This window comes from Serratia sp. CY84636 (assembly GCF_052166245.1).
GTDB lineage: Bacteria > Pseudomonadota > Gammaproteobacteria > Enterobacterales > Enterobacteriaceae > Serratia > Serratia nevei.
Window position 1 is genome coordinate 199,669 of the sequence record NZ_JBJNOX010000011.1, and the last position, 21,575, is coordinate 221,243.

A 21,575-nucleotide genomic window follows, 5' to 3' on the forward strand; every position below is an offset into this window, starting at 1 on the left:
CTGTGCCCGCCATTGCTAACGCTGGATCAGCGGTTGAACTTTATTATCGATAGCTTCCCGGGCGCGGAAAATACGCGAACGTACGGTTCCGACCGGGCAATCCATGATGGCAGCTATCTCTTCGTAGCTTAGACCATCCAACTCCCGCAGGGTAATCGCCATGCGAAGATCCTCAGGGAGCGACTCAATGGTACGGAAAACTATCTGTCTCAGCTCTTCTGACAACATTAAGTTCTCAGGGTTCGAAATTTCTTTCAGTGCGCCCGCACTTTCGTAATTTTCCGCATCGTTAGCGTCCACATCACTGGATGGCGGACGGCGCCCCTGAGCAACCAGATAATTCTTTGCCGTGTTCACGGCGATTCGATACAACCAGGTATAAAAAGCGCTGTCGCCACGGAACGATTCCAGTGCGCGATAGGCCTTGATAAACGACTCCTGCACCACATCGGGCACATCGCCCTGCGGCACATAGCGGGAAACGAGACTCGCCACCTTATGCTGATAGCGCACTACCAGTAGGTTAAACGATTTCTGATCGCCCTTTTGGACCCGCTCGACCAGAACTTGATCCGTTAACTGCTCGCTCATCCGAGGTAAACTCTCCCCAAATCCGTCTCCACGCGTAAAATTGTACTGCCAGCCATACATTATTTTCCTGAGCAAGCACTCGCTTGGAGTTCATATAGAACACGAAGTTCCATATCGCCATTGTTTTTTCTGTTGATGTCGCCCTATCCGTGGCTTTTGCCCGGACAGTTAGGCTAACATGAAATTCACTCTTCTTCTGCACACATCATACGTTATGCAACCATCATCTGAACATGTTAGCGATGTACTGATCGTCGGCAGCGGCGCTGCGGGCCTGTCACTGGCGCTGCGCCTGGCGCAGTATTGCAAGGTTACCGTTCTCAGCAAGGGGCCGCTCAGCGAGGGGGCCACCTTTTACGCCCAGGGCGGGATCGCCGCGGTGTTCGATGAGACGGACAGCATTGCCTCACACGTTGATGACACTTTGATTGCCGGCGCCGGCCTGTGCGACAAAGAGGCCGTCGAATTCATCGCCGGCAACGCGCGCCACTGCGTGCAGTGGCTGATCGATCAGGGCGTGCTGTTCGACACCGAGGTCAACGCGCAGGGCGAGGAGCATTATCACCTCACGCGCGAAGGCGGCCACAGCCATCGCCGCATTCTGCACGCCGCGGACGCTACCGGTAAGGAAGTAGAGACCACGCTGGTGGGGAAAGCAAGCGCTCACCCCAATATTTGCGTGATGGAGCGCCGCAACGCGGTTGACCTGATTACCTCGAACAAAATCGGCCTGCCGGGCACCCGCCGAGTGGTGGGCGCTTACGTCTGGAACCGCGAGCTGGAGCGGGTGGAAACCTACCGCGCCAAAACGGTGGTGTTGGCCACCGGCGGCGCGGCCAAGGTATACCAATACACCACCAACCCGGACATCTCCTCCGGCGACGGCATCGCCATGGCCTGGCGCGCCGGCTGCCGGGTCGCCAACCTGGAGTTCAACCAGTTCCACCCGACCTGCCTGTTCCATCCTCAGGCGCGCAACTTCCTGCTGACCGAAGCGCTGCGCGGCGAAGGGGCTTACCTGAAGCGCCCGGACGGCAGCCGCTTTATGCCCGATTTTGACCCGCGCGGCGAACTGGCCCCGCGCGATATCGTCGCTCGCGCCATCGACCATGAAATGAAGCGCCTGGGCGCCGACTGCATGTACCTGGACATCAGCCACAAGCCGGCGGAGTTCATCACCCAGCACTTCCCGATGATCCACGAGAAGCTGCTGACGCTGGGCTTCGATCTGACCCGGCAACCGATCCCGATCGTCCCGGCGGCGCACTACACCTGCGGCGGCGTAATGGTCGATCAGCACGGCCGCACCGATCTCGACGGGCTGTACGCCATCGGCGAGGTCAGCTATACCGGCCTGCACGGCGCCAACCGCATGGCGTCGAATTCGCTGCTGGAGTGCCTGGTGTACGGTTGGTCGGCGGCGGAAGACATTCTGCAGCGCCTGCCGTTCATTCAGCAGGCCAAACAGGTGCCGCACTGGGATGAAAGCCGGGTGGACGATGCGGACGAACGGGTGGTGATTCAGCACAACTGGCACGAGCTGCGGCTGTTCATGTGGGATTACGTCGGCATCGTGCGCACCACCAAGCGGTTGGAACGCGCCCTGCGCCGCATCAACACGCTGCAGGCGGAAATCGACGAGTACTACGCTCACTTCCGCATCTCCAACAACCTGCTGGAGCTGCGCAATCTGGTGCAGGTGGCCGAGCTTATCGTGCGCAGCGCCATGGCGCGCAAAGAGAGCCGCGGCCTGCACTACACGCTGGACTATCCGGATCTGCTGCCGGAAGCGCTGCCGACCATTTTACAGCCTTAAACTCTGCGACAGGGCGCCTAATCGGCGCCCTTTTCTTTTCAGTAGAACAGGTAGAAGTCGGCGATCAGCCGGCGGAAATCCTCGGTATAGCTGCCATCGGCCTGCTTGATCGCCAGCGCCTGCTCCCGCAGCGGCGTTTCCCGCCGCGTCAGCGCCAGCAGCACCCGGTGCAGCGGCGTATCGGCCCGATCGCTGACGTTCACCTTCGCCGCCGTCTGCCAGCCGCTTTGCTGCGCCAGACGTTCGAATTCGGCGCCGATGTCGTGCGGCAGCACCACGCAGAACGTTCCCTGTTCCGCCAACAGCTGTGCCGCACAGGCCAACAGCGCATCGTGCGTCAGGGTTTCGGTGTAACGCGCGTTGTGGCGCGCCTGGTCGCGGCAGGCCACCGCCGGCTCGAAATAAGGCGGATTACTGACGATCAGATCATACTCAGCGGCATGCTGCTGCGCATAATGGTGAATATCCTGCGCATGCACGCGGATGCGCTGCGGCCACGGCGACTCCGCCGCATTTTCGCGCGCCTGGCCGGCGGCGGCTTCATCCAGCTCCACCGCGTCAATGGTCACTTCGTCGCCGCTGCGCTGCGCCAGCATCAGCGCGATCAGCCCGCTGCCGCTGCCGATGTCCAGCACCCGGCGCGCCTGCCCCAGCGGCGCCCAGGCGCCGAGCAGCACCCCGTCGGTGCCCACTTTCATGGCGCAACGATCGTGGGCGACAAAGAATTGTTTAAAGGTAAAACCCCCGCGGCGCGGGGTAAAATCGGCTTTCGATCGCTTGCTCACACTCACCACCTGGCTATAAAACTGGCGTAGCATAAGGCAATCTGATCGACGGGAAAAGAGCGGCTTTCCGCTTAAATAGGTGAAGATCGCGGCCAACCCGTCTATAATCGGCGCCCCAAGTAGAGGTAGACCATGACAGCAACCACTTTTTCCGAACTCGAACTCGATGATCGCCTGATCGACGCGCTGCGCGACAAAGGCTACGATCGCCCCACCGCCATTCAGGCCGCTGCGATCCCGCCGGCGATGGACGGGCGCGACGTCTTAGGTTCGGCTCCGACCGGCACCGGCAAAACCGCCGCCTTCCTGCTGCCCGTGTTGCAGCACCTGCTGGACTTTCCACGCAAAAAATCCGGCCCGCCGCGCGTACTGATCCTGACGCCAACGCGTGAACTGGCGATGCAGGTCGCCGATCAGGCGCGTGAATTGGCTGCTCATACCTCGCTGGATATCGCCACCATCACCGGCGGCGTCGCTTACATGAACCACGCGGAAGTGTTCAGCGAAAACCAGGACGTGGTGGTCGCCACCACCGGCCGTTTGCTGCAATACATTAAAGAAGAGAACTTCGACTGCCGCGCGGTGGAAACCCTGATCCTCGACGAAGCCGACCGCATGCTTGACATGGGCTTCGCGCAGGACATCGAAACCATCTCCGCCGAAACCCGCTGGCGCAACCAGACGCTGCTGTTCTCCGCCACGCTGGAAGGCGAAGCGATCCGCGAATTCGCCGAGCGCATCCTGAAAGAGCCGGTGGAAGTGGAAGCCGACCCGTCGCGCCGCGAACGCAAAAAGATCCTGCAGTGGTACTACCGCGCCGATGACGTGCAGCACAAAACCGCGCTGCTGATCCACCTGCTGAAACAGCCGGACGTGCAAAAATCGGTGATCTTCGTGCGCAAGCGCGAGCGCGTGCACGAACTGGCCACCTGGCTGCGCGAAGCGGGCATCAACACCTGCTATCTCGAAGGCGAAATGGTGCAGGCCAAACGCAACGAAGCGGTCAAACGCATGATGGATGGCCGGGTTAACGTGCTGGTCGCCACCGACGTTGCCGCACGCGGTCTGGATATCCTCGATATCACCCACGTGTTCAACTTCGACATGCCGCGCACGGCGGACACCTACCTGCACCGCATCGGCCGTACCGGCCGCGCCGGGCGCAAAGGCACCGCCATTTCGCTGGTGGAAGCGCACGACCATCTGCTGCTGGGCAAAGTGGGCCGTTACCTGAATGAGCCGCTGAAAGCGCGCGTGATCGATGAGCTGCGGCCGAAAACCAAGGTGCCGAACGAGAAGAGCAACGGCAAGCCATCGAAGAAAGTGCTGGCCAAACGCGCGGAAGATAAAGCGAAGAACAAAGAAAAGGCCAAGGTAAAAGTGCGTCATCGCGACGCCAAAAACGTCGGCAAACGCCGTCAGGCGAAGGCCAAACCGGCCGGCGACGCGGAATAACCCCCGCTGCCTAAGAAAAAACCGCCTGTACAGGCGGTTTTTTTATGGGCGTTTACGGCTGCGCGTAGTGCGTGGCCAGGCGGTGCCCCTGCAGCCATTTATCCAGTTCGCGGAACTGCGCCTTCAGTTCGTCATTCTGCAAATGCGCCGGCGTTTGCGAGAAATAAAACTGGAACGCGACGCCCTGCTGGTTGCGCGCCCGGGCATCGGCCCCGGCCTGCAACAGCAGCAGCGCCAGGTGCGGCGCGTTAATCTTCGCCGCCAGATGCAGCGGGGTATCCCCCAGCCGGTCGCTCAAGGTGGTGTCCGCCCCGGCCGCCAGCAACATCCGCAGTTGCTCTTCACGCCCGGCCAGCACCGCCGCCGCAAGCGGCGTGGCGGCGGTAACGGCATTACGCACGTTCACCAGCGCCCCTTTGGCCAGCAACAGCCGCAGGTACTGCGCGTCTTGCAGCATCGCCGCGGTGTGCAGCGCGCTGTTGCCGTCCAGCCCCGCCGCCGCCGGGTCGGCGCCGAGATCCAGCAACGCCTGCACGCTATCCGGCTGCTGCGAAAGCACCGCCCACTGCAACAGCGTGACCTGCCGATCGCCCCGTTCGCGCAAGCGATCCTGCGTGGCCTGCGCATGGATACCCTGGGTATCGCCACGCGCCACCGCCTGAGCCAGCGCCAGATTGCTGTGGCCGTCAAACGGCGAAATCTCCTGCCCCATCTGTTGCTCCTTAGCCATCATCAGTAAACCGGTCACCGCGACCAGCGCCAGTAAGGCTATCGCCAGCGCCCGCCGCAAGCGACGCCCTTCAGGCATTGGCCTTCGCCTCCCACGGCTTTTGTTCCGCCATCGAGCTTATCACCTTGTCGATGCCGTGCGCCGTCAGGCTGCGATCCAGATGCTTGCTCGGCCGCCAGTCATCGATGCCGGTCAGGGTATCGTTGTTGGCCAGGGTGATGTTGTGGCCGATGGCGTCCGGGATCAGCGAGGTCGACTCCTGGGTGCTGGTCAGCATGTCATATTGCTCGCTGTAGCGGCGAATACCGCCGGCTTCGGCATCTTTCTTCGCCGCCGCCGGATCGATGCCCAGGCGATTCAGGGTGTAATCCGAGACCCCGGCCGCGTTGAAGGTGACCGCGACGGTGCCGGTCGCCAGCGCGGCCGTGGCCGCCAGACCGCCGCCAAGCGAATGGCCGGCGATCACCAGCGCATCGCCGAAGGCCGCCTTGGCGCTTTTGGCAGCGGCAACAGCCTGATTGTACTGCACATCGTCATAGCCCGTCGCCTGCCGCACGTTGCTCAGCCAATCGCGCCAGTCGTTGGTGCCGGCGAACGCCAACACATACTGCTTGTCGTTGCTGTAAATCCCAGCCTGGAAACCGCTGCCCACGTCGTGCAGGCTGGCGGGATCGATGCCGAAACCGAGCAGCGCGCTGTCGCTCAGGCGGTTGAACCCGGCGGCACCCTGGCCAGTGAGTGAGTAAACGTCCTTGGCCAACAGCGCCAACGCATAATCCCCCTCCTGCGATTGCTGCCCCCGCGTCACGCCCGGCGCTGCCGCAGCCGTCGGTGCCGCCGCTGAGATATCGCCGACCAGCGTATTCAACAGATTCTGCGCGTTCAGCGTGTTCTGAGAGGGAGAGGCCACCGGCGCCGGATTTGCCGGCGCTGCCGCGGGCTGCGCCGCCGTCGCCGTCTCGGCAGCGGCGCGAGGCGTAGGGATCGCGGCCACCGGGGATACTGCAGAGGTAAAACTTAAAGGCATACTCATGCCGACTCCTTGTCGATAGACTTTTTATTGAGCACCTGAATAGGTGCTGATTTAGCTATCGGCAGGTCGGATGAGTTCTGTATTAGAAATGCTTATCTTTGTACAGAATGTGATCCACGTTCGGTTTTCGGCCGCCAAACGCCAGAAAGGGAGCCGAAGCTCCCTGATTGACTGCGCCGCAAATTACAGGCTTTCGGTAAAGGTGCGGGCGATAACGTCGCGCTGCTGTTCCGGCGTCAGGGAGTTGAAACGCACCGCATAGCCGGACACGCGGATGGTCAGCTGCGGGTATTTTTCCGGGTGCTTGACCGCGTCTTCCAGGGTTTCGCGACGCAGCACGTTGACGTTCAGGTGCTGACCGCCTTCCACGCGCACGGTCGGCTGCAGTTCCAGCGGCACTTCACGGTATTCGATCTGGCCCAGGTCGCTCACCGCGACAACCTGATCTTCCGCGTAGTTGGCCTTGGCGCACACGCAGCGAGCTTCCGCTTTTTCATCGTCCAGCAGCCAGAAAGAATTCACCAGCGCCTGGTCGTTCGCTTTGGTAATTTGAATACCGGTAATCATTATGTTGCCTCCGTACAAGGGCGTAAAAATTCACGTCGTGAGAAAACCCAATTCTGGTTTCGGCCATTTGGTAAAACCATTGTTGTCTTGTTGTTCTGTATACCAGCCTGACCGGGCCAGTTCCTTGATTAAAGTCAATTTTTACCGGGTAGGCACAGGGCATGAAGGGGCAAATTTATGTTTTATATCAATTTTCCCGCTGCGGCAAAAACCAATTATTTTTGTAAATTTTCAAAAATAATTGCATAAGGCACGGCAGCGAGAAATGAAAAGCGGGTTTCGCTGCGCGTGCTGAAACGGTAAGCTATAGCCCATGAATTGCTAAAGAAAACAAAGGAGAGCGTTTATGGCCACCTCCCTCACCTGGCATGACGTGATCGGCAAAGAGAAAGAGCAGCTCTATTTTGTTGAAACGCTCGCCTTTGTTGCCGCTGAACGCCAGGCCGGTAAGACCATTTATCCACCGCAGAAGGACGTGTTCAACGCTTTCCGCTATACCGAGCTGGCGGACGTCAAGGTCGTCATCCTCGGCCAGGATCCGTATCACGGCCCCAATCAGGCGCACGGCCTCTCTTTCTCGGTGCGCCCCGGCGTGCCGGCGCCGCCGTCGCTGGTGAACATGTATAAAGAGCTGGCGACCGACATTCCCGGCTTCGAACGCCCGGATCACGGCTACCTGCAAAGCTGGGCTGAACAGGGGGTGCTGCTGCTCAACACCGTGCTAACGGTGGAAGGCGGCCGCGCGCACTCGCACGCCAACCTGGGCTGGGAAACCTTTACCGATAAGGTGATCGCCGCCCTGAACGAGAACCGTGAAGGCGTGGTGTTCCTGCTGTGGGGCTCGCACGCACAGAAGAAAGGCAACTTTATCGACCGCAACCGCCACCATGTGCTGAAGGCGCCGCACCCGTCGCCGCTCTCCGCGCACCGCGGTTTCCTCGGCTGCCGTCATTTCTCGCAGGCCAATCAGCTGCTGGAGCAGCAGGGGCTCACGCCGATCGACTGGATGCCGCGCCTGCCGCAGGCGTAACCCAGAAACAAAAAAGGCACCCTCGGGTGCCTTTCTTTATGCCGTTGCCGGGGCGATTACGCCTTGGCTTTGGAGACTGCAACCATCGCCGGACGCAGCAGGCGGCCGTTCAGCGTATAGCCTTTCTGCATCACCATCATCACGTGGTTCGGTTGGTGATCGGCGGATTCCATCATGCTCATCGCCTGATGCACTTCCGGGTTGAACGGCACGTTGACGTCGCCGACGATTTCGATGCCGTACTTGCGCACCACGTCCAGCAGCGATTTCAGCGTCAGCTCGATGCCTTCGATCATCGCGGCCAGTTCAGGATTGTTTTTATCCGCCAGATCCAGCGCGCGCTCCAGGTTGTCGATCACCGGCAGCAGATCGCCGGAGAATTTCTCCAGGGCGAACTTGTGCGCTTTCTCGACGTCCAGTTCAGCGCGGCGGCGGATGTTTTCCGCTTCCGCTTTGGCGCGCAGCAGGCTGTCACGCTCGTGCTGCTGCGCTTCCGCCAGTTGGGCTTCCAGTTCGGCGATACGCGCATCGCGCAGATCGACGCCTTCCGCCGCTTCCGGCAGCGTATCATCGTGATGAGCGTGTTGTTCCATTTCTTCCGAGACTTGCTCGTTTGGCGTCTTCTGTTCTTTACTACTCATGAATATCTCCGCGTTTTAGCATTAATCTCGCAACTTGGCTTATTATGGGGATCAAAACCGGGGTTTCAAGTCAACCGGTCACAATGTGGGGCATAAACGGGTCCCGGTGAGGAAAATCACAACAAATGAATAAAAAATTCGCCTGTATTGGCATTGTTGGCCACCCGCGTCACCCTTCAGCGCTGGCAACCCACGAGATGCTGTTCCACTGGCTGGTCGCCCGCGGCTATTCAGTGATGGTCGAACGCCAGATCGCCCATGATTTGGGGCTAAAAGACGCCGTCACCGGCAGCCTGGCGGATATCGGCCAGCGCGCCGATCTGGCGGTGGTGGTCGGCGGCGACGGCAACATGCTCGGCGCCGCGCGCGTGCTGGCGCGTTACGACATCAAGGTGATCGGGGTCAACCGCGGCAACCTCGGCTTCCTCACCGATCTCGATCCCGACAACGCCCTGCAGCAGCTGGCGGACGTGCTGGAAGGCGAATACATCGACGAACAGCGTTTCCTGCTGGAAACCATCGTGCATAAAGAGCACCAGCAGTGCCGCATCAGCACCGCCATCAACGAAGTGGTGCTGCACCCCGGCAAAGTGGCGCACATGATCGAATTCGAAGTGTACATCGACGATCGCTTCGCCTTCTCACAGCGCTCCGACGGCCTGATCATCGCCACGCCGACCGGCTCCACCGCCTACTCGCTCTCCGCCGGCGGGCCGATCCTCACCCCGTCGCTGGAGGCGATCGCGCTGGTGCCGATGTTCCCGCACACCCTTTCCGCCCGGCCGCTGGTGATCAACGGCGACAGCACCATCCGCCTGAAGTTTTCCCAGATCGGCAGCGATCTGGAGATCAGCTGCGACAGCCAGATCGCGCTGCCGATCCAGGAAGGCGAAGAAGTGCTGATCCGCCGCAGCGATTTCCACCTGAATCTGATTCACCCAAAGGACTACAGCTATTTCAACACGTTAAGCACCAAGCTGGGCTGGTCGAAAAAATTGTTCTAAAATCTGCGTCGGCCACTTTACTGTATATAAAACCAGTTTATACTGTATGAAACTACAGTTATGTGTTTATACACAGGAAGGTTCCCATGCTGGCGCAATTAACCATCAGCAACTTTGCTATCGTTCGTGAGTTGGAAATCGATTTTCAACCGGGTATGACGGCGATCACCGGTGAAACCGGCGCCGGCAAATCCATCGCCATCGATGCGCTGGGGCAGTGCCTCGGTAACCGCGCCGACGGCAACGTGGTGCGCCTGGGAGCCGCCCGCGCCGACCTCTGCGCCCGCTTCTCGCTGGCGGACACCCCGTCCGCACGCGAGTGGCTGGAGCAGAACCAGCTGGACGACAGCAACGAATGCCTGCTGCGCCGGGTGATCAACGCCGACGGCCGTTCGCGCGGCTTTATCAACGGCACCGCCGTGCCGCTGTCGCAGCTGCGCGAGCTGGGGCAACGCCTGATCCAAATCCATGGCCAACACGCCCATCAGCTGCTGCTCAAGCCGGAGCACCAGAAAGCGCTGCTCGACGCCTACGCCGACGAGCCCGCCCTGCTGGCGGCGATGAGCCAGGCCTACCAACGCTGGCACCAGAGCTGCCGCGAGCTGGCGCACCATCAGCAGCAGTCCATCGAGCGCGAAGCGCGCAAGCAGCTGCTGCAATACCAATTGAAAGAGCTGAACGAATTCGCGCCACAGGCCGGCGAGTTCGAACAGACCGACGCCGAGTACAAGCGCCTGGCCAACAGCGGCCAGCTGCTGACCCTCAGCCAGCAGACGCTGCAGCTGCTCGCCGACAGCGACGAGAACAACATGCTCAGCCAGCTCTACAGCGCCAAGCACCTGCTGCTCGAGTTGGCCGGGCTGGACGACAAGCTCAGCGGCCTACTGGACATGCTGGAAGAGGCCTCTATCCAGATCAGCGAAGCCAGCGACGAGCTGCGCCACTACGCCGATCGCATGGATCTCGATCCCAACCGCCTGCACGAGCTGGAACAGCGCCTGTCGCGCCAAATCAGCCTGGCGCGCAAACATCAGGTTGCGCCGGAAGAGCTGCCGCAGCTGCATCAGCAGTTGCTGGATGAACAGCAGCTGCTTTCACAGCAGGAAAGCGACCATGAACACCTGAACGAGGCGGTCACCCTGCATCACCAACAGGCGCTGGCGCTGGCAGAGCAGCTGCATCAGAAACGCCTGCATTACGCCGCCGAGCTGACCACGCTCATCACCGACAGCATGCAGGCGCTCTCCATGCCGCACGGCAAGTTCAACATCGATGTGCGCTTCGAACCGCAGCATCTGAGCGCCGAAGGAGCCAGCCGCACCGAGTTCTGCGTCTCCACCAACCCGGGGCAGCCGCTGCAACCGCTGGCGAAGGTCGCCTCCGGCGGTGAGCTGTCGCGCATCGCGCTGGCCATACAGGTGATCACCGCCCGCAAGATGGAAACCCCAGCGCTGATCTTCGATGAGGTGGACGTGGGCATCAGCGGCCCGACCGCCGCCATCGTTGGCCGCCTGCTGCGCCAGCTCGGCGAATCCACCCAGGTGATGTGCGTGACCCACCTGCCGCAGGTGGCCGGATGCGGGCATCAGCACCTGTTCGTCAGCAAACAGACCGACGGCACGGTCACCGAAACCCAGATGGCGCCACTGGATAAACGCGCCCGGCTGCAGGAGCTGGCGCGCCTGCTCGGCGGCAGCGAAGTCACCCGCAATACGCTGGCGAACGCCAAAGAACTGCTGGCGGCATAAAAAAGCTCAACTTTTTCACTTTCCTGCGGTCTGACAGTGACGCTGTTGACCCGAAAGATATCTAAAGTGCGGCGCGGCGGCGATCCTAAGCCTCCTCAACGGCCTGAAACAGGCCAAGCGCTTGAGGTGCTGAAAGAAAGCCAACGCGTCGCAACTTGAAAGATGAAGGGTATAAAGGTTTCCAACTGCCGCAAGGTCTATTATCATCGGCATCCTATGCCCTAAAGGAATGTGATTACTATGCGCTGTAAAACGCTGACTGCCGCCGCTGTAGTTCTTGTGATGCTGACTGCAGGCTGTTCTACTTTTGAAAAGGTGGTTTATCGTCCTGACATCAACCAGGGGAACTACCTGACGTCGACCGACGTGGCGAAAATTCAGAAAGGGATGACCCAACAACAGGTCGCTTACACATTGGGCACCCCAATGCTGCAAGACCCGTTCGGGACTCAGACGTGGTTCTATGTGTTCCGCCAGCAGCCTGGCCATGAAGACATCACCCAGCAGACGCTGACGCTGACCTTCGACAGCGCAGGCGTGTTGACCGATATCCAAAACAAACCGGCGCTGACCAAGTAATCGGCGCCGCCCGCTCTTCCGGCCCATGAGGGGGCATGATGTTCCTCATGACAGTCGCAGGCTGCAACGCGGAAGAGAAAATCAGTTTCAGATAAAAAAATAAGGCGCTCATAGCGCCTTATTTTTTTGCCTTTTCTGCCCGTTGCCGGCGCAGCTCTTTCGGATCGGCTATCAGCGGCCGGTAGATCTCCACCCGGTCGCCGTCGTTCAGCGTATCGCCCAGCTTGGCCGGGCGGCTGTAGATGCCGATTTTGTTGCTCTTGAGATCGATATCCTGGCGCAGCTCCAGCAGGCCCGAAGCCTGGATCGCCTGCTCGACGCTGCTGCCCTCGGCCAGCTTCACCTTGCGCAGGTACTGACGCTCCGGCAAGGCGTACACCACCTCGACCTGGATGTCAGACACTGTAAACCTCTTTCGCCCTCTGGGTGAATGCCTGCACCATGCTGCCCGCCAGCTCTTTGAACACCTTGCCGAACGCCAGCTCTATCAGTTTGTTGGTGAACTCGAAGTCCAGGTGCAGCTCCACCTTGCAGGCCTCTTCGCTCAGCGGCGTGAACTGCCAGCCCCCCATCAGCTTGCGGAACGGACCATCGACCAGCTGCATATTGATGCTCTGGTTATCCAGCAGCGTATTGCGCGTGGTGAAGGTCTTGCTGATACCGGCCTTGGCGACGTCCACCGCGGCGGTCATTTCGTTGGAAGTAGCGTTAAGCACCCGGCTGCCGGTGCAGCCTGGCAGAAAATCGGGATAAGAATGAACATCGTTAACCAACTGATACATCTGCTCGGCGCTGAACGGCACTAATGCAGACCGACTGATCTGGGGCATATCATTTCCTGTGAGACATAAAACGTACAGATAATACCATTTATCTGGCGGCAAACAAAAAATCTGCTAAGGGATGGGGGCGCCAAAAATGCGAAAAATTGCGCAGGTGCTGAACGGGAAAGGATTTCTTTCGCTGAAGCATCCAGTATAATGAACGCACTATGACAAAGAAAAAAGCACACAAACCCGGTTCCGCCACCATTGCTCAAAACAAGCGCGCGCGTTTCGAATACTTCATTGAAGAAGAGTTCGAGGCGGGCCTGTCGCTGCAAGGGTGGGAAGTTAAATCGCTGCGTGCAGGCAAAGCCAACCTCAGCGACAGCTACGTGACGTTCCGTGACGGTGAAGCCTATCTGTTTGGCGCCACCATCACCCCGCTCAACGTGGCTTCGTCGCATGTGGTGTGCGATCCGACGCGTACCCGTAAACTGCTGCTGAAACGACGCGAGCTGGACACCCTGCTCGGCCGCGTCAACCGCGACGGTTACACCGTGGTGGCCTTGTCCCTGTATTGGAAAAATGCCTGGAGCAAGATCAAGATCGGCGTAGCCAAAGGCAAGAAAGAGCACGACAAACGCGATGACATCAAAGATCGCGAATGGCAGACGGCGAAAGCCCGTATCATGAAGCACGCCAATCGTTAAGCCGCTGGCTTATCGAGGTAAACTTCTGGTATACTGCACAAAGTTACTTGGGGCTGATTCTGGATTCGACGGGATTTGCGAAGCCCTAGGAGCATGCCGAGGGGCGGTTGGCCTCGTAAAAAGCCGCAAAAAAATAGTCGCAAACGACGAAAACTACGCTTTAGCAGCTTAATACCCTGCTTAGAGCCCTCTCTCCCTAGCCTCCGCTCTTAGGACGGGGATCAAGAGAGGTCAAACCCAAAAGAGATCGCGTGGACGTCCTGCCTGGGGCTGAAGCGTTAAACTTAATCAGGCTAGTCTGTCAGTAGCGTGTCCATCCGCAGCTGGCCGGCGAATGTAAAGATTGGACTAAGCATGTAGTGCCGACGGTGTAGTAATTTCGGACGGGGGTTCAAATCCCCCCAGCTCCACCAAATACGTCGCCAGTGAACCAGATAGACCCGGCGATAATAGCGAAAAAGCCCGCAACTTCGGTTGCGGGCTTTTTTGTATCCGTAATCGTCCGAGTTTATCCGGCTAAATCTGGAGACTGTTGGTATGCGGTTAGGTATACGCTAAATTGATACCAATTACGTACAACCAATAGATGGAAGACTCCGTGCATAGCGTGGACTACATAAGTATAAAAACCAGAGCCCAGCAAATGGCAGAATAGCAGCAAATTGCCTTAGAGAGCATTTTCTCAGCCGTCGAGGCCAATTGGTTTGCCCTTAAGCGAACAAGGATAACTGCGGACTAGCCAAGGATATCTGGCGATCTTAAGAAAGTTGTTTTCCGAGGTCTGTAGTTATCCTAATTCAGGAAATTAAGGCAAGAATGGTGATTGAAGCATTAGTATGGCAATAGTAGAGTGCATTCCAGTTTCAGTTAGTTGACAGGTCAACGCACCCCAGTTTGGGTAGCTCGCAAGAAACTACTGTTTACAGTTAACCTGGGGAGTCCTAACCGTTTAGCGATACGCTTCTGAGGCAGACAACCTTGATTATGGAGAATAAATACCTCGATAAACCATACCCTTTCACTTATAAAATAATGCCCATTAAGCAGATGACGATCATTTTTTTCGAAAAAAAGCCACCCTAACAGACGTTTAGAATGTAATCTCTACAGCTGCGCTGTGCTTAGGTAAGCATATCACTTCTGTTCAGATGGACGAATTCAGTAAGCCACTCAACTACCTAAGGTTACAACATAAAAGGTTGGTTAGAGCTAGTTTCAATTGGAAGATATCGTTCCTTATCGCCTCGCAAGATATGCCCGTCCAGAAAAAGGCTACGTAGCTGAGCTGTCGACGATATGCGCATTTTTATCATGGCGTTACGTTTGTGCGTGCTTATAGTTTTATATGCAACATTAAATTTCTTGGCCAAACACTTGATACTATCCCCTTCAATGATACCTGTAATTATAGCTATTTCACTAGGTGTGAGGTTTGACATGGGAGGACCTATGTAAAACTGGGAATTATATGGGTCAAAATTCTCTCCATCAAAAAATCGTTTCAAAAAACTAACAAAGCAACTTACGTCAATTTTTTTTGGTATCTGCCAGCCAGCCTCCCCCCGCTCAAAATTATTGAATTTATTTATAAACATGGTCGGTTTTGAAGACCAGAGCAGACACTTTACTGACGGATAATAAGTGGCCATGAAGTGAGTGAACTCACCCCAGTTATTATAACTCTCATTCTGACCGAAGGCCTCCATCAAATAGACATCGGCAGGCCCTTTTCTCAGCGCCAAGCACATTAGTGCGGATAGACTGGATACCACATCGGTAACATTTATTCTTTCACCAAAATATTTACTTAAGACCTGAACCATACTCTCCCGATAAAAACCCACCGGATCCATCACTATAATATTTATCTTTTTGTCGTTTTTTTTCAAGATTGCGATGCCCATGTAATAACCATATGCTTATGAACCCGGGCGCCAGTAGTTTCGAGATACGAGCCCTACATGATAATCATGTCGAGAATTTTCATCTGCTACAGCGTTTTTTATCGAGGTATAATATATAGATAATGCTACTCGTAAACGAACGTCACGCCAATAATGGACTGAACATTGCCTGCTACCACTTGCCCATTGATTCGTGCATAGGAAGCCGTTAGTCCCAAACTTTGGGGGCTGGTGCCAACCGTACCGAGAGAGACATTCTTATTGGTAGCTACAATGCCATTACGGTTAGACAGTTGTACGCCAACGCCAGTAGCCGGATTTGAAGATGACGTATTGGTAAATATGGTGCTTGCCGTATCAGCAGTTGTGCCGGTCAGATAATAAGCCAGCTGTTGGTTTTGTCCGCAATGGACAGTCAGCGGTACAGCAGCCGTGCCGGGGTAATCCGGCAAGGTAACCGTCACATTGCGCGATGACACGTCGCAACCACCAGTGGGAACCACCACTGTGTTATTAGCATAAATATTCCATGTGAAACGGTCTATTGTGCCATTTTGTTGACCGGTTTGAGGGTTTGTTGAATATTTATACATATTTAATCTGGCAATCAAACTACCCTTATTAATTAATACTCCTGACGCCGCTGAAATAGGCTTCAGGAATAGCATAACATTCCATGGCTGATATGAACTGGTTGTAAATGCGGTCTCTTTTGTTCTATTAGTAACTGGCAGTGGATAGCTTGAATTATAATACTTTACCGTTCCTGTGAAATTTTCCAGCGCCCCACCATAGGCGCTGCCGTCATTTAAAGCCACCCAGTCAATATAGGATTGTGGAAGTTCATTTCGACAACTTATGCTTGAGTTTAGGTCTACAACGAGGTTCTGACCAGCCTGTACGCTAGGCGTTAAGTTAGCATAAACAGTGAAAGTTCCTGCCCCTCCTCCAGAGCTAGAATTAATTACATTTCCTGTAGCATCCTTACAAGCAAAAGCATTAGCGCCGGATGAATATGCCATTAGGCATACAGAAGCCACGAGGGCAGCAACTTCTTTTTTCTTCAACACTTTCTTTAGTTTTGAAACCAGTGTCATGACGTGACTCCTCAATTTAGGCGTAAGTGTATGTGACATTAATTACGGCCTGAATACTGCCTTGCTTGGCGTTGCCATTAACTGATAACGCACGAACCTGTAATGGCAGACTCGCTGACTGTGTGGAATCATCAACCTGAACCGCCTTGGTTTTTCCGTTGTTTAGGTTATTGCCACTGGTGTCCTGCAGTTCCAATTGAAGATTGGTTGCCCCACCTTGATTTTTGTAATATCCCGTGCTGTCCGTTGTCCCCGTGAATGTTGCCGTGACTCTCGAAGTGCCTATTGGACAATTGGTCAAATTCAGCGTTACCGGATGCCAGGCTGAACCCGAGCCGGCCTGTATATAATTAAATGTAAACAAGTCGCCCAAGTCTACCGTCGCCGATGGCGTTGATACGGTGCAGGGCTTGGCCACTACGCGTCCGTTGACCGTAATGGTCACGTCAGCTGCATGCGCGGCGAATGTTGTAGTAAAAAGCAACGCCCCCGCCAGCATAATGTTCTTGATAATGATCATCTTCAGACTTCCTTACTGAAACTCTAAGGTGAAATTGGCCGTCGCTGTCACTGTTCCTGCCATCACGGGAGCGCGCGTTGCCATTAAGCGTGCATAAAAGCCCAACGTATTGGGCTGGCCCGCCGTCAATGTCGTCCACTTCAGGGAGTCCTGAGCCGCATTTAATGGAATCGGAGTCTTGTCGCGATCCAGTATTTGCACTCCAATACCGCTTGCGGCGTTTGTTCCAGCATCAATCTTTAACAGGGTAGTGTTGTCGTTGTCAGAGGTTCCGACATACCCCACGCGAACTGCCGTCGCGGAACTGCCGCACTTGTCGAAGACAATCTTGAAAGGTATGGATGGCGTGACGGCCCCAACCCGGTTGAATTGCTTGGCCGCATTGCTCAACAAATCCACCGTAAAATCCTGAGAGTCAACAGAGACCGAGCAGGCATTGTCTTTTAGATAACCTGTGATGGTGATAGTACTGTCCGCCGCATGGGCATATCCCGCAACCAACGGCAACAAACACAGGATTGGAAGGTATTTTCTCATTGCGTCATCATCTCCTGCTTATCACCGGCAAATGGCAGAGGCATAGCTCAAAGCCTGGTTTTGACTGTCAGCCGGCAAACTGTACGTCGCCGTGCAGCGTTCATTTTCGCTATTGCCCCACCTCACGTTGACGGTACCTTTTGGCGCAAGGCCGGTAAGGTAAACTTGCCCGCCATCTGCCACGATGCTGCCTGACTGACCATCTCCGTAAGAGGCTACAGAGCCGAACGGGACTGGCTTGCCGTTGTTTGTCAATGTCATAAGAACCTTCAGCCCGACTTTGGCCTTGAAGTCCGCACGCACGACGGCTCCCCGTGTAGGAACGACGCTTAATACCGGTTCCTCCAGTTCGACGTTGTTCGCCAGTGTATTCGTGTTCAAGGATATCCGATTCTCGCGGTAGTCCATCGCATAAGGGAGCACGGCATAACCACGCCAATCTGTACGCACCCCTGTTTGATTCTCGACAGAAACGTGTTTCGCCCCCGGCGCCTTGATAAGCACCATGGTGTCATTGAGTGGCTGGCTGAAGGTGATGCCATTTTCGTGGGCAAGTACGCCACCACTGGCACCATAGTAAATCTGCTTATAGTCACCGCTGTGGCTATAACCGACGTTGGCGTTGCCGTAAGCGCCGCGGTAATTGAGCGCGGCGTTACCCGTTGCGCCGCTGTTACCATTACCGCCGCTGTTATAGCCCGATTGCACGCTATAACTCAGGTTGTTATCTTCCAGCAGCGTCCCGTAAAGGCCGGCCGTATTTGTCGTACGTCCCTTGAAGTCTGTCGACGTGTTGTAACTGGCATTGGCATTTCGGAATACTGACCGGGTATCCGAGCGCATCCAGTGGCTGAACGGAATATTAATGTTGAAAGCAAGCAGTTGGTCTTTATCGTCGGACCAGGCATTTTTGGACAGACTATAACTCAGGCTCCAGCTGATATCCTGAATGGTGCTGTTATAACCAATCTGCAGCTGTTCATCTGAACGGCTGGTATTCCAGTAGCTTTGATGACTGCCAGTCAGGTATATCGTCGATGTCCGTCCAACCTGTTGCGTCACCGTCGCCTGCAAACGACCGCGCTTGCTGTAGTTCAGATTGTAATAATCCGTCAGCTTTGGTTTGATATTCACGATCCCGTCTTCACTAATCACGGAGTAACCGCTCATGCGTCGCCACGCGGTGTCGGCCAGAGAATAGAAGCCCCGAGTAGAATAACGGTATCCGACCAGTTGGAAATTGGTCCCTAACTCATTGAGCGATTTGTTATAGAGAAAACGCAGAGATTGTCCCTGATGCTTGCTGCCGTCAGGCAAGGTGGCATTCGCCTGCGTAATATCTGAAGATACCGCCCCGAGGTAGCCCAGGTTTTTTCCCACCCCGAGGTTAAAGGCACGATAGTCGTTTGAGGCACGTGTGCCGCCATAGACCGTCCAGCCATCGGGTAATCCCCAAAGCGCCGTTCCCTGGAAAAACTTCGGCTTGTCTTGTTGTTCATTACCACTGCGGAACTGCCCTGCAGTCACCGCGTACTTCACCTGTCCTTCACGCTGCAACATCGGGACGGATGAGAAGGGAACGGTAAAGACCTGAACGGAGCCATCCGCCTCTTTCACCGTCACCTGCAGATCGCCACTGTTTCCTGCCGCATACAGATCACCGATAGTGAATGCGCCGGCGGGTACCGTGGTCTGATATATTTCATATCCGTTCTGCTTGACCGATACGCGTGCGGTACCACGTGCTATTCCATGTATAACAGGAGCAAAGCCGCGTTGACTGTCGGGCAGCATATTATCGTCTGTGGCAACCTGAAGGCCGCGGAAGTTGATACCTTCAAAGATATCACCCGCAGTATAGCCATCACCCATCGTCAGCCGGCTGCGCCAGGATACAATGTCACGTTCAAGCCAGGTATTGACATGTTGCCAGCGATTTTCGTTATATCCCGTGCCGCTGCTGTAACTCCAGGTTGAGTTATCCCGCAGGCGCCATGCCCCCAGGTTGAGACCCGTTTGCAGATTGAGATAGGCGTAATTGCGGGTGCCGCCATTGTGACTGCGCACTTCACTGCCGGTATAGTTGTAATTGAGCAAACCGGCCGTAATACCATTATCCCAAAGCTCGGGAGCTATGTACCCTCTCGCCTGATTTCCCATGAAAGCCTGAGGAATGCTGATGGAAAGACGCTGGCGACCGACATCGAATGAGCTTGCAGCATCAGCAATAAGCCGTGTGAAAGGCACGCAGGCCGTGCTCTTCATTACGGCAATATCTGGAATAGTCAAGGTATTGACGCCAAGTGAAGCCAGCTGAGAGCGAGTGAGACACGGTTCCAGCTTGCTACCGTCATCACTTTTATCAAAGGTGATGTCTCGCGTCGTCACGTAACCCTCGTTCATGTAAATGTCGACACGATAGGTACCCGGCGGCGCATCAAGCCCCTTTTCGAAACTGGAGAGATCGGCAACCGATGCCGGGTCGTCAGCCAGGAACCGGGGATTGAAGTAGTTGTCTGCGCGCGCGGAAAATGTCGAAGCCACCAAGAGCAATGCCAGCGGCGTAAGCATTGCTTTGTTTAGCGCCCGTTCCCGGATGTGGTATTTTTTCATGTTATCCGTGCCTGCTCCATAAACCAGGTGACTTGTCGCTACCGCACGCCGTCATCAATGCCGGTGCTGCGTTACCTGCGTTATTGAATCCATTGTTTTAGTGAATGACTCAGATCGTTACTGCAAGGTGCCTTTCATCACAGACGTGAGCGCACCGTAATCATTAATCGTGCGATATGTAATTGCACTGCCGGCATCGCCCGGCAGTTTCACCGTTGCCGCCCCCATAGGCGGGACCATGACATTGGCTAATGAACGTGTGCCGGCATTCAATTCCGTGACGGTCAGAAAATAGGGTGTTGGATTATTCAGTACCAGTGTGTTCGCATCGCGTTTAAACGTCAGTTTTCCGGGGGCCTGATCAGGCGCCATACTGAGATTTTGTGGGCGATACAACAATTTGATTCGGCTCGTTATCGCCAGTTGAAGCGTATTTTCTTTCTGTTTTGCCTTGTCCAGAGAGGGAATAGCTTTGACGTTGACCCAGAAAAGACTTTCGCGGTCTTTAGGCAAGGCGTTATTGGTTGCATCAATAATACGCAGCGTATTTTCTTTTTTCCCCTGCATGAGGAACAACGGCGGAGTAATAACGAACCGGCCTTCTTTTTGACCATCATCGTTCTCGACCCAGGATTGAATAAGAAAGGTGTCTTTATCATTATTGTTGCTCACACCCAGAGTGACCTGTTTCTGTTCTGCCGGATAAATAACGCGTGTTGCCCCAAGAGCCACGCCCGCTTCAGCATGCGGAGTACAAAATACGACTGCCAAAGCCAGCAGTGAACCCATGACGTTTCCGGTCGCTTTCATTTTAATCACGTTAACCTCTTGGGCGGATAACCGCCGTTTTAACCTTTTGCGCGCGCTTATCTCATCCGAGATAAAAGTTTCATACGCGAAAACGAATGTTTTATTGGTATGTCAAAGAGAACCAAGCCTGGGCATTTGCAGCACCACCGATAACCGTATTGCCGGTTGCCCGATATTTGGCAACAAATTGCAAGATACGCGTTCCTTTAGTCAGCGGTTTCCAAGACTGAGGTTCTGAATTAATGGGTATGAGTTGCCCCTGTTCATCGAACAGGGCGATGCCGACGCCAGACGCAATTCCCTCGCCTTCGCCAACCGACAGAACATCAGGGTTTTTGCCATCGGCTACGCCGTGAAAGACGATACCGACGCGATCGCTGACATTGGGATTACAATCCTGGAGATGCAAACTGAACGGCACCGGATCGGCGTCATCCCCTGCATCCTTGAAACGGTTACTGCTAACCTGTCCCATGCGAACAACCAGTTGCCTGTCACCCGCCTCAACCGTACAGGCTTCAGCGATGAGCTCCCCCTGAAAGCGCATCTGTCCTCCAGGAAGCGTGACGTTCCACTTGTTGCCGGCGATAGACAGAGGAGCAATGAAAAGCAGGCAGAGTCCCAGTCTGGTTTTGAGCATC

The 21,575-nt window shown here is 55.8% G+C and carries 22 protein-coding genes, 1 other RNA gene and 1 pseudogene; 9 read left to right on the plus strand and 15 right to left on the minus strand.

Annotated features, from left to right (window positions below):
* Window positions 1–15 precede the first annotated feature (15 nt).
* The gene (gene rpoE, locus ACJ8QI_RS22285; RefSeq protein WP_004929136.1) at window positions 16–591 is read right to left on the minus strand and encodes an RNA polymerase sigma factor RpoE; all 576 of its coding nucleotides are present in this window, start codon (window positions 589–591) and stop codon (window positions 16–18) included.
* 214 nt (window positions 592–805) lie between these two features.
* On the opposite strand from rpoE, the gene nadB reads away from it, so the two are divergent.
* Complete coding sequence (gene nadB / locus ACJ8QI_RS22290; protein WP_442533104.1) at window positions 806–2,407, plus strand: L-aspartate oxidase; 1,602 nt, start codon at window positions 806–808, stop codon at window positions 2,405–2,407.
* A gap of 38 nt (window positions 2,408–2,445) precedes the next feature.
* Here the strand turns inward: nadB and trmN are convergent, their stop codons facing one another.
* Window positions 2,446–3,225: a tRNA(1)(Val) (adenine(37)-N(6))-methyltransferase TrmN gene (gene trmN / locus ACJ8QI_RS22295; RefSeq protein ID WP_049200774.1), complete on the minus strand. Its 780-nt coding sequence runs from the start codon at window positions 3,223–3,225 to the stop codon at window positions 2,446–2,448.
* Window positions 3,226–3,324: 99 nt separating this feature from the next.
* On the opposite strand from trmN, the gene srmB reads away from it, so the two are divergent.
* A complete protein-coding gene (srmB, locus tag ACJ8QI_RS22300) occupies window positions 3,325–4,647 on the plus strand; it encodes an ATP-dependent RNA helicase SrmB (RefSeq protein ID WP_016929798.1) in 1,323 nt (440 codons plus the stop codon).
* 52 nt (window positions 4,648–4,699) lie between these two features.
* Here the strand turns inward: srmB and ACJ8QI_RS22305 are convergent, their stop codons facing one another.
* The 3 genes from ACJ8QI_RS22305 to grcA all read right to left on the minus strand — a co-directional run bounded on the left by ACJ8QI_RS22305 (window position 4,700) and on the right by grcA (window position 6,977).
* Window positions 4,700–5,455 carry an ankyrin repeat domain-containing protein gene (locus tag ACJ8QI_RS22305; RefSeq protein WP_442533105.1) on the minus strand — a complete coding sequence of 252 codons (756 nt, stop codon included), beginning with the start codon at window positions 5,453–5,455 and terminating at the stop codon, window positions 4,700–4,702.
* Window positions 5,448–6,410 (minus strand): DUF2974 domain-containing protein, encoded by a 963-nt coding sequence (locus ACJ8QI_RS22310; protein WP_141959979.1) that lies wholly within the window; start codon window positions 6,408–6,410, stop codon window positions 5,448–5,450. The genes ACJ8QI_RS22305 and ACJ8QI_RS22310 overlap by 8 nt, the downstream gene beginning before the upstream one ends.
* Window positions 6,411–6,593: 183 nt before the next feature.
* Entirely contained in the window at window positions 6,594–6,977 is a 384-nt protein-coding gene (gene grcA / locus ACJ8QI_RS22315; RefSeq protein ID WP_063990610.1) for an autonomous glycyl radical cofactor GrcA, read from the minus strand.
* 346 nt (window positions 6,978–7,323) lie between these two features.
* On the opposite strand from grcA, the gene ung reads away from it, so the two are divergent.
* Complete coding sequence (gene ung, locus ACJ8QI_RS22320; RefSeq protein WP_442533106.1) at window positions 7,324–8,007, plus strand: uracil-DNA glycosylase; 684 nt, start codon at window positions 7,324–7,326, stop codon at window positions 8,005–8,007.
* 56 nt (window positions 8,008–8,063) lie between these two features.
* On the opposite strand, the gene grpE is transcribed toward ung, so the two are convergent.
* Window positions 8,064–8,648: a nucleotide exchange factor GrpE gene (gene grpE / locus ACJ8QI_RS22325; protein WP_025303955.1), complete on the minus strand. Its 585-nt coding sequence runs from the start codon at window positions 8,646–8,648 to the stop codon at window positions 8,064–8,066.
* Between the two features lie 125 nt (window positions 8,649–8,773).
* Between grpE and nadK the strand changes: the two genes are divergently transcribed.
* From nadK to bamE, 3 genes are all read left to right on the plus strand, one after another.
* Window positions 8,774–9,652 carry an NAD(+) kinase gene (nadK, locus tag ACJ8QI_RS22330; RefSeq protein WP_019452304.1) on the plus strand — a complete coding sequence of 293 codons (879 nt, stop codon included), beginning with the start codon at window positions 8,774–8,776 and terminating at the stop codon, window positions 9,650–9,652.
* Between the two features lie 86 nt (window positions 9,653–9,738).
* Window positions 9,739–11,400 (plus strand): DNA repair protein RecN, encoded by a 1,662-nt coding sequence (gene recN, locus ACJ8QI_RS22335; RefSeq protein ID WP_442533107.1) that lies wholly within the window; start codon window positions 9,739–9,741, stop codon window positions 11,398–11,400.
* 240 nt (window positions 11,401–11,640) lie between these two features.
* Entirely contained in the window at window positions 11,641–11,979 is a 339-nt protein-coding gene (gene bamE, locus ACJ8QI_RS22340; RefSeq protein WP_004929101.1) for an outer membrane protein assembly factor BamE, read from the plus strand.
* A gap of 118 nt (window positions 11,980–12,097) precedes the next feature.
* Here bamE and ACJ8QI_RS22345 read toward each other — a convergent pair whose 3' ends face one another.
* Both ACJ8QI_RS22345 and ACJ8QI_RS22350 read right to left on the minus strand, forming a co-directional pair.
* Entirely contained in the window at window positions 12,098–12,382 is a 285-nt protein-coding gene (locus ACJ8QI_RS22345; RefSeq protein ID WP_004929098.1) for an RnfH family protein, read from the minus strand.
* Window positions 12,375–12,809, minus strand: coding sequence for a type II toxin-antitoxin system RatA family toxin (locus ACJ8QI_RS22350; protein ID WP_004929096.1), 435 nt, complete (start codon window positions 12,807–12,809; stop codon window positions 12,375–12,377). Before ACJ8QI_RS22350 ends, ACJ8QI_RS22345 begins: the two co-directional genes overlap by 8 nt.
* Before the next feature lie 161 nt (window positions 12,810–12,970).
* Between ACJ8QI_RS22350 and smpB the strand changes: the two genes are divergently transcribed.
* The 3 genes and pseudogenes from smpB to ACJ8QI_RS22365 all read left to right on the plus strand — a co-directional run.
* A complete protein-coding gene (gene smpB / locus ACJ8QI_RS22355) occupies window positions 12,971–13,453 on the plus strand; it encodes an SsrA-binding protein SmpB (RefSeq protein ID WP_033654311.1) in 483 nt (160 codons plus the stop codon).
* A gap of 49 nt (window positions 13,454–13,502) precedes the next feature.
* Window positions 13,503–13,866, plus strand: a transfer-messenger RNA (tmRNA) gene (gene ssrA / locus ACJ8QI_RS22360).
* 242 nt (window positions 13,867–14,108) lie between these two features.
* Window positions 14,109–14,287: pseudogene (locus ACJ8QI_RS22365) on the plus strand (integrase); the annotation flags it as partial.
* A gap of 350 nt (window positions 14,288–14,637) precedes the next feature.
* On the opposite strand, the gene ACJ8QI_RS22370 reads toward ACJ8QI_RS22365, so the two are convergent.
* The 7 genes from ACJ8QI_RS22370 to ACJ8QI_RS22400 form a co-directional block, all read right to left on the minus strand.
* The gene (locus ACJ8QI_RS22370; protein ID WP_442533108.1) at window positions 14,638–15,357 is read right to left on the minus strand and encodes a helix-turn-helix transcriptional regulator; all 720 of its coding nucleotides are present in this window, start codon (window positions 15,355–15,357) and stop codon (window positions 14,638–14,640) included.
* A 125-nt stretch (window positions 15,358–15,482) separates the two neighbouring features.
* The gene (locus ACJ8QI_RS22375; RefSeq protein WP_442533109.1) at window positions 15,483–16,454 is read right to left on the minus strand and encodes a fimbrial protein; all 972 of its coding nucleotides are present in this window, start codon (window positions 16,452–16,454) and stop codon (window positions 15,483–15,485) included.
* Window positions 16,455–16,470: 16 nt separating this feature from the next.
* Window positions 16,471–16,953, minus strand: coding sequence for a fimbrial protein (locus ACJ8QI_RS22380; protein WP_060441183.1), 483 nt, complete (start codon window positions 16,951–16,953; stop codon window positions 16,471–16,473).
* Between the two features lie 33 nt (window positions 16,954–16,986).
* Window positions 16,987–17,511: a fimbrial protein gene (locus ACJ8QI_RS22385; protein ID WP_060441106.1), complete on the minus strand. Its 525-nt coding sequence runs from the start codon at window positions 17,509–17,511 to the stop codon at window positions 16,987–16,989.
* A gap of 21 nt (window positions 17,512–17,532) precedes the next feature.
* On the minus strand, window positions 17,533–20,124 hold the full coding sequence (locus ACJ8QI_RS22390; protein WP_060441105.1) for a fimbrial biogenesis usher protein: 2,592 nt from the start codon (window positions 20,122–20,124) through the stop codon (window positions 17,533–17,535).
* A 117-nt stretch (window positions 20,125–20,241) separates the two neighbouring features.
* A complete protein-coding gene (locus ACJ8QI_RS22395; RefSeq protein ID WP_226773051.1) occupies window positions 20,242–20,913 on the minus strand; it encodes a fimbria/pilus periplasmic chaperone in 672 nt (223 codons plus the stop codon).
* Window positions 20,914–21,034: 121 nt separating this feature from the next.
* Window positions 21,035–21,574 carry a fimbrial protein gene (locus ACJ8QI_RS22400; protein ID WP_060441103.1) on the minus strand — a complete coding sequence of 180 codons (540 nt, stop codon included), beginning with the start codon at window positions 21,572–21,574 and terminating at the stop codon, window positions 21,035–21,037.
* Window position 21,575 lies beyond the last annotated feature (1 nt).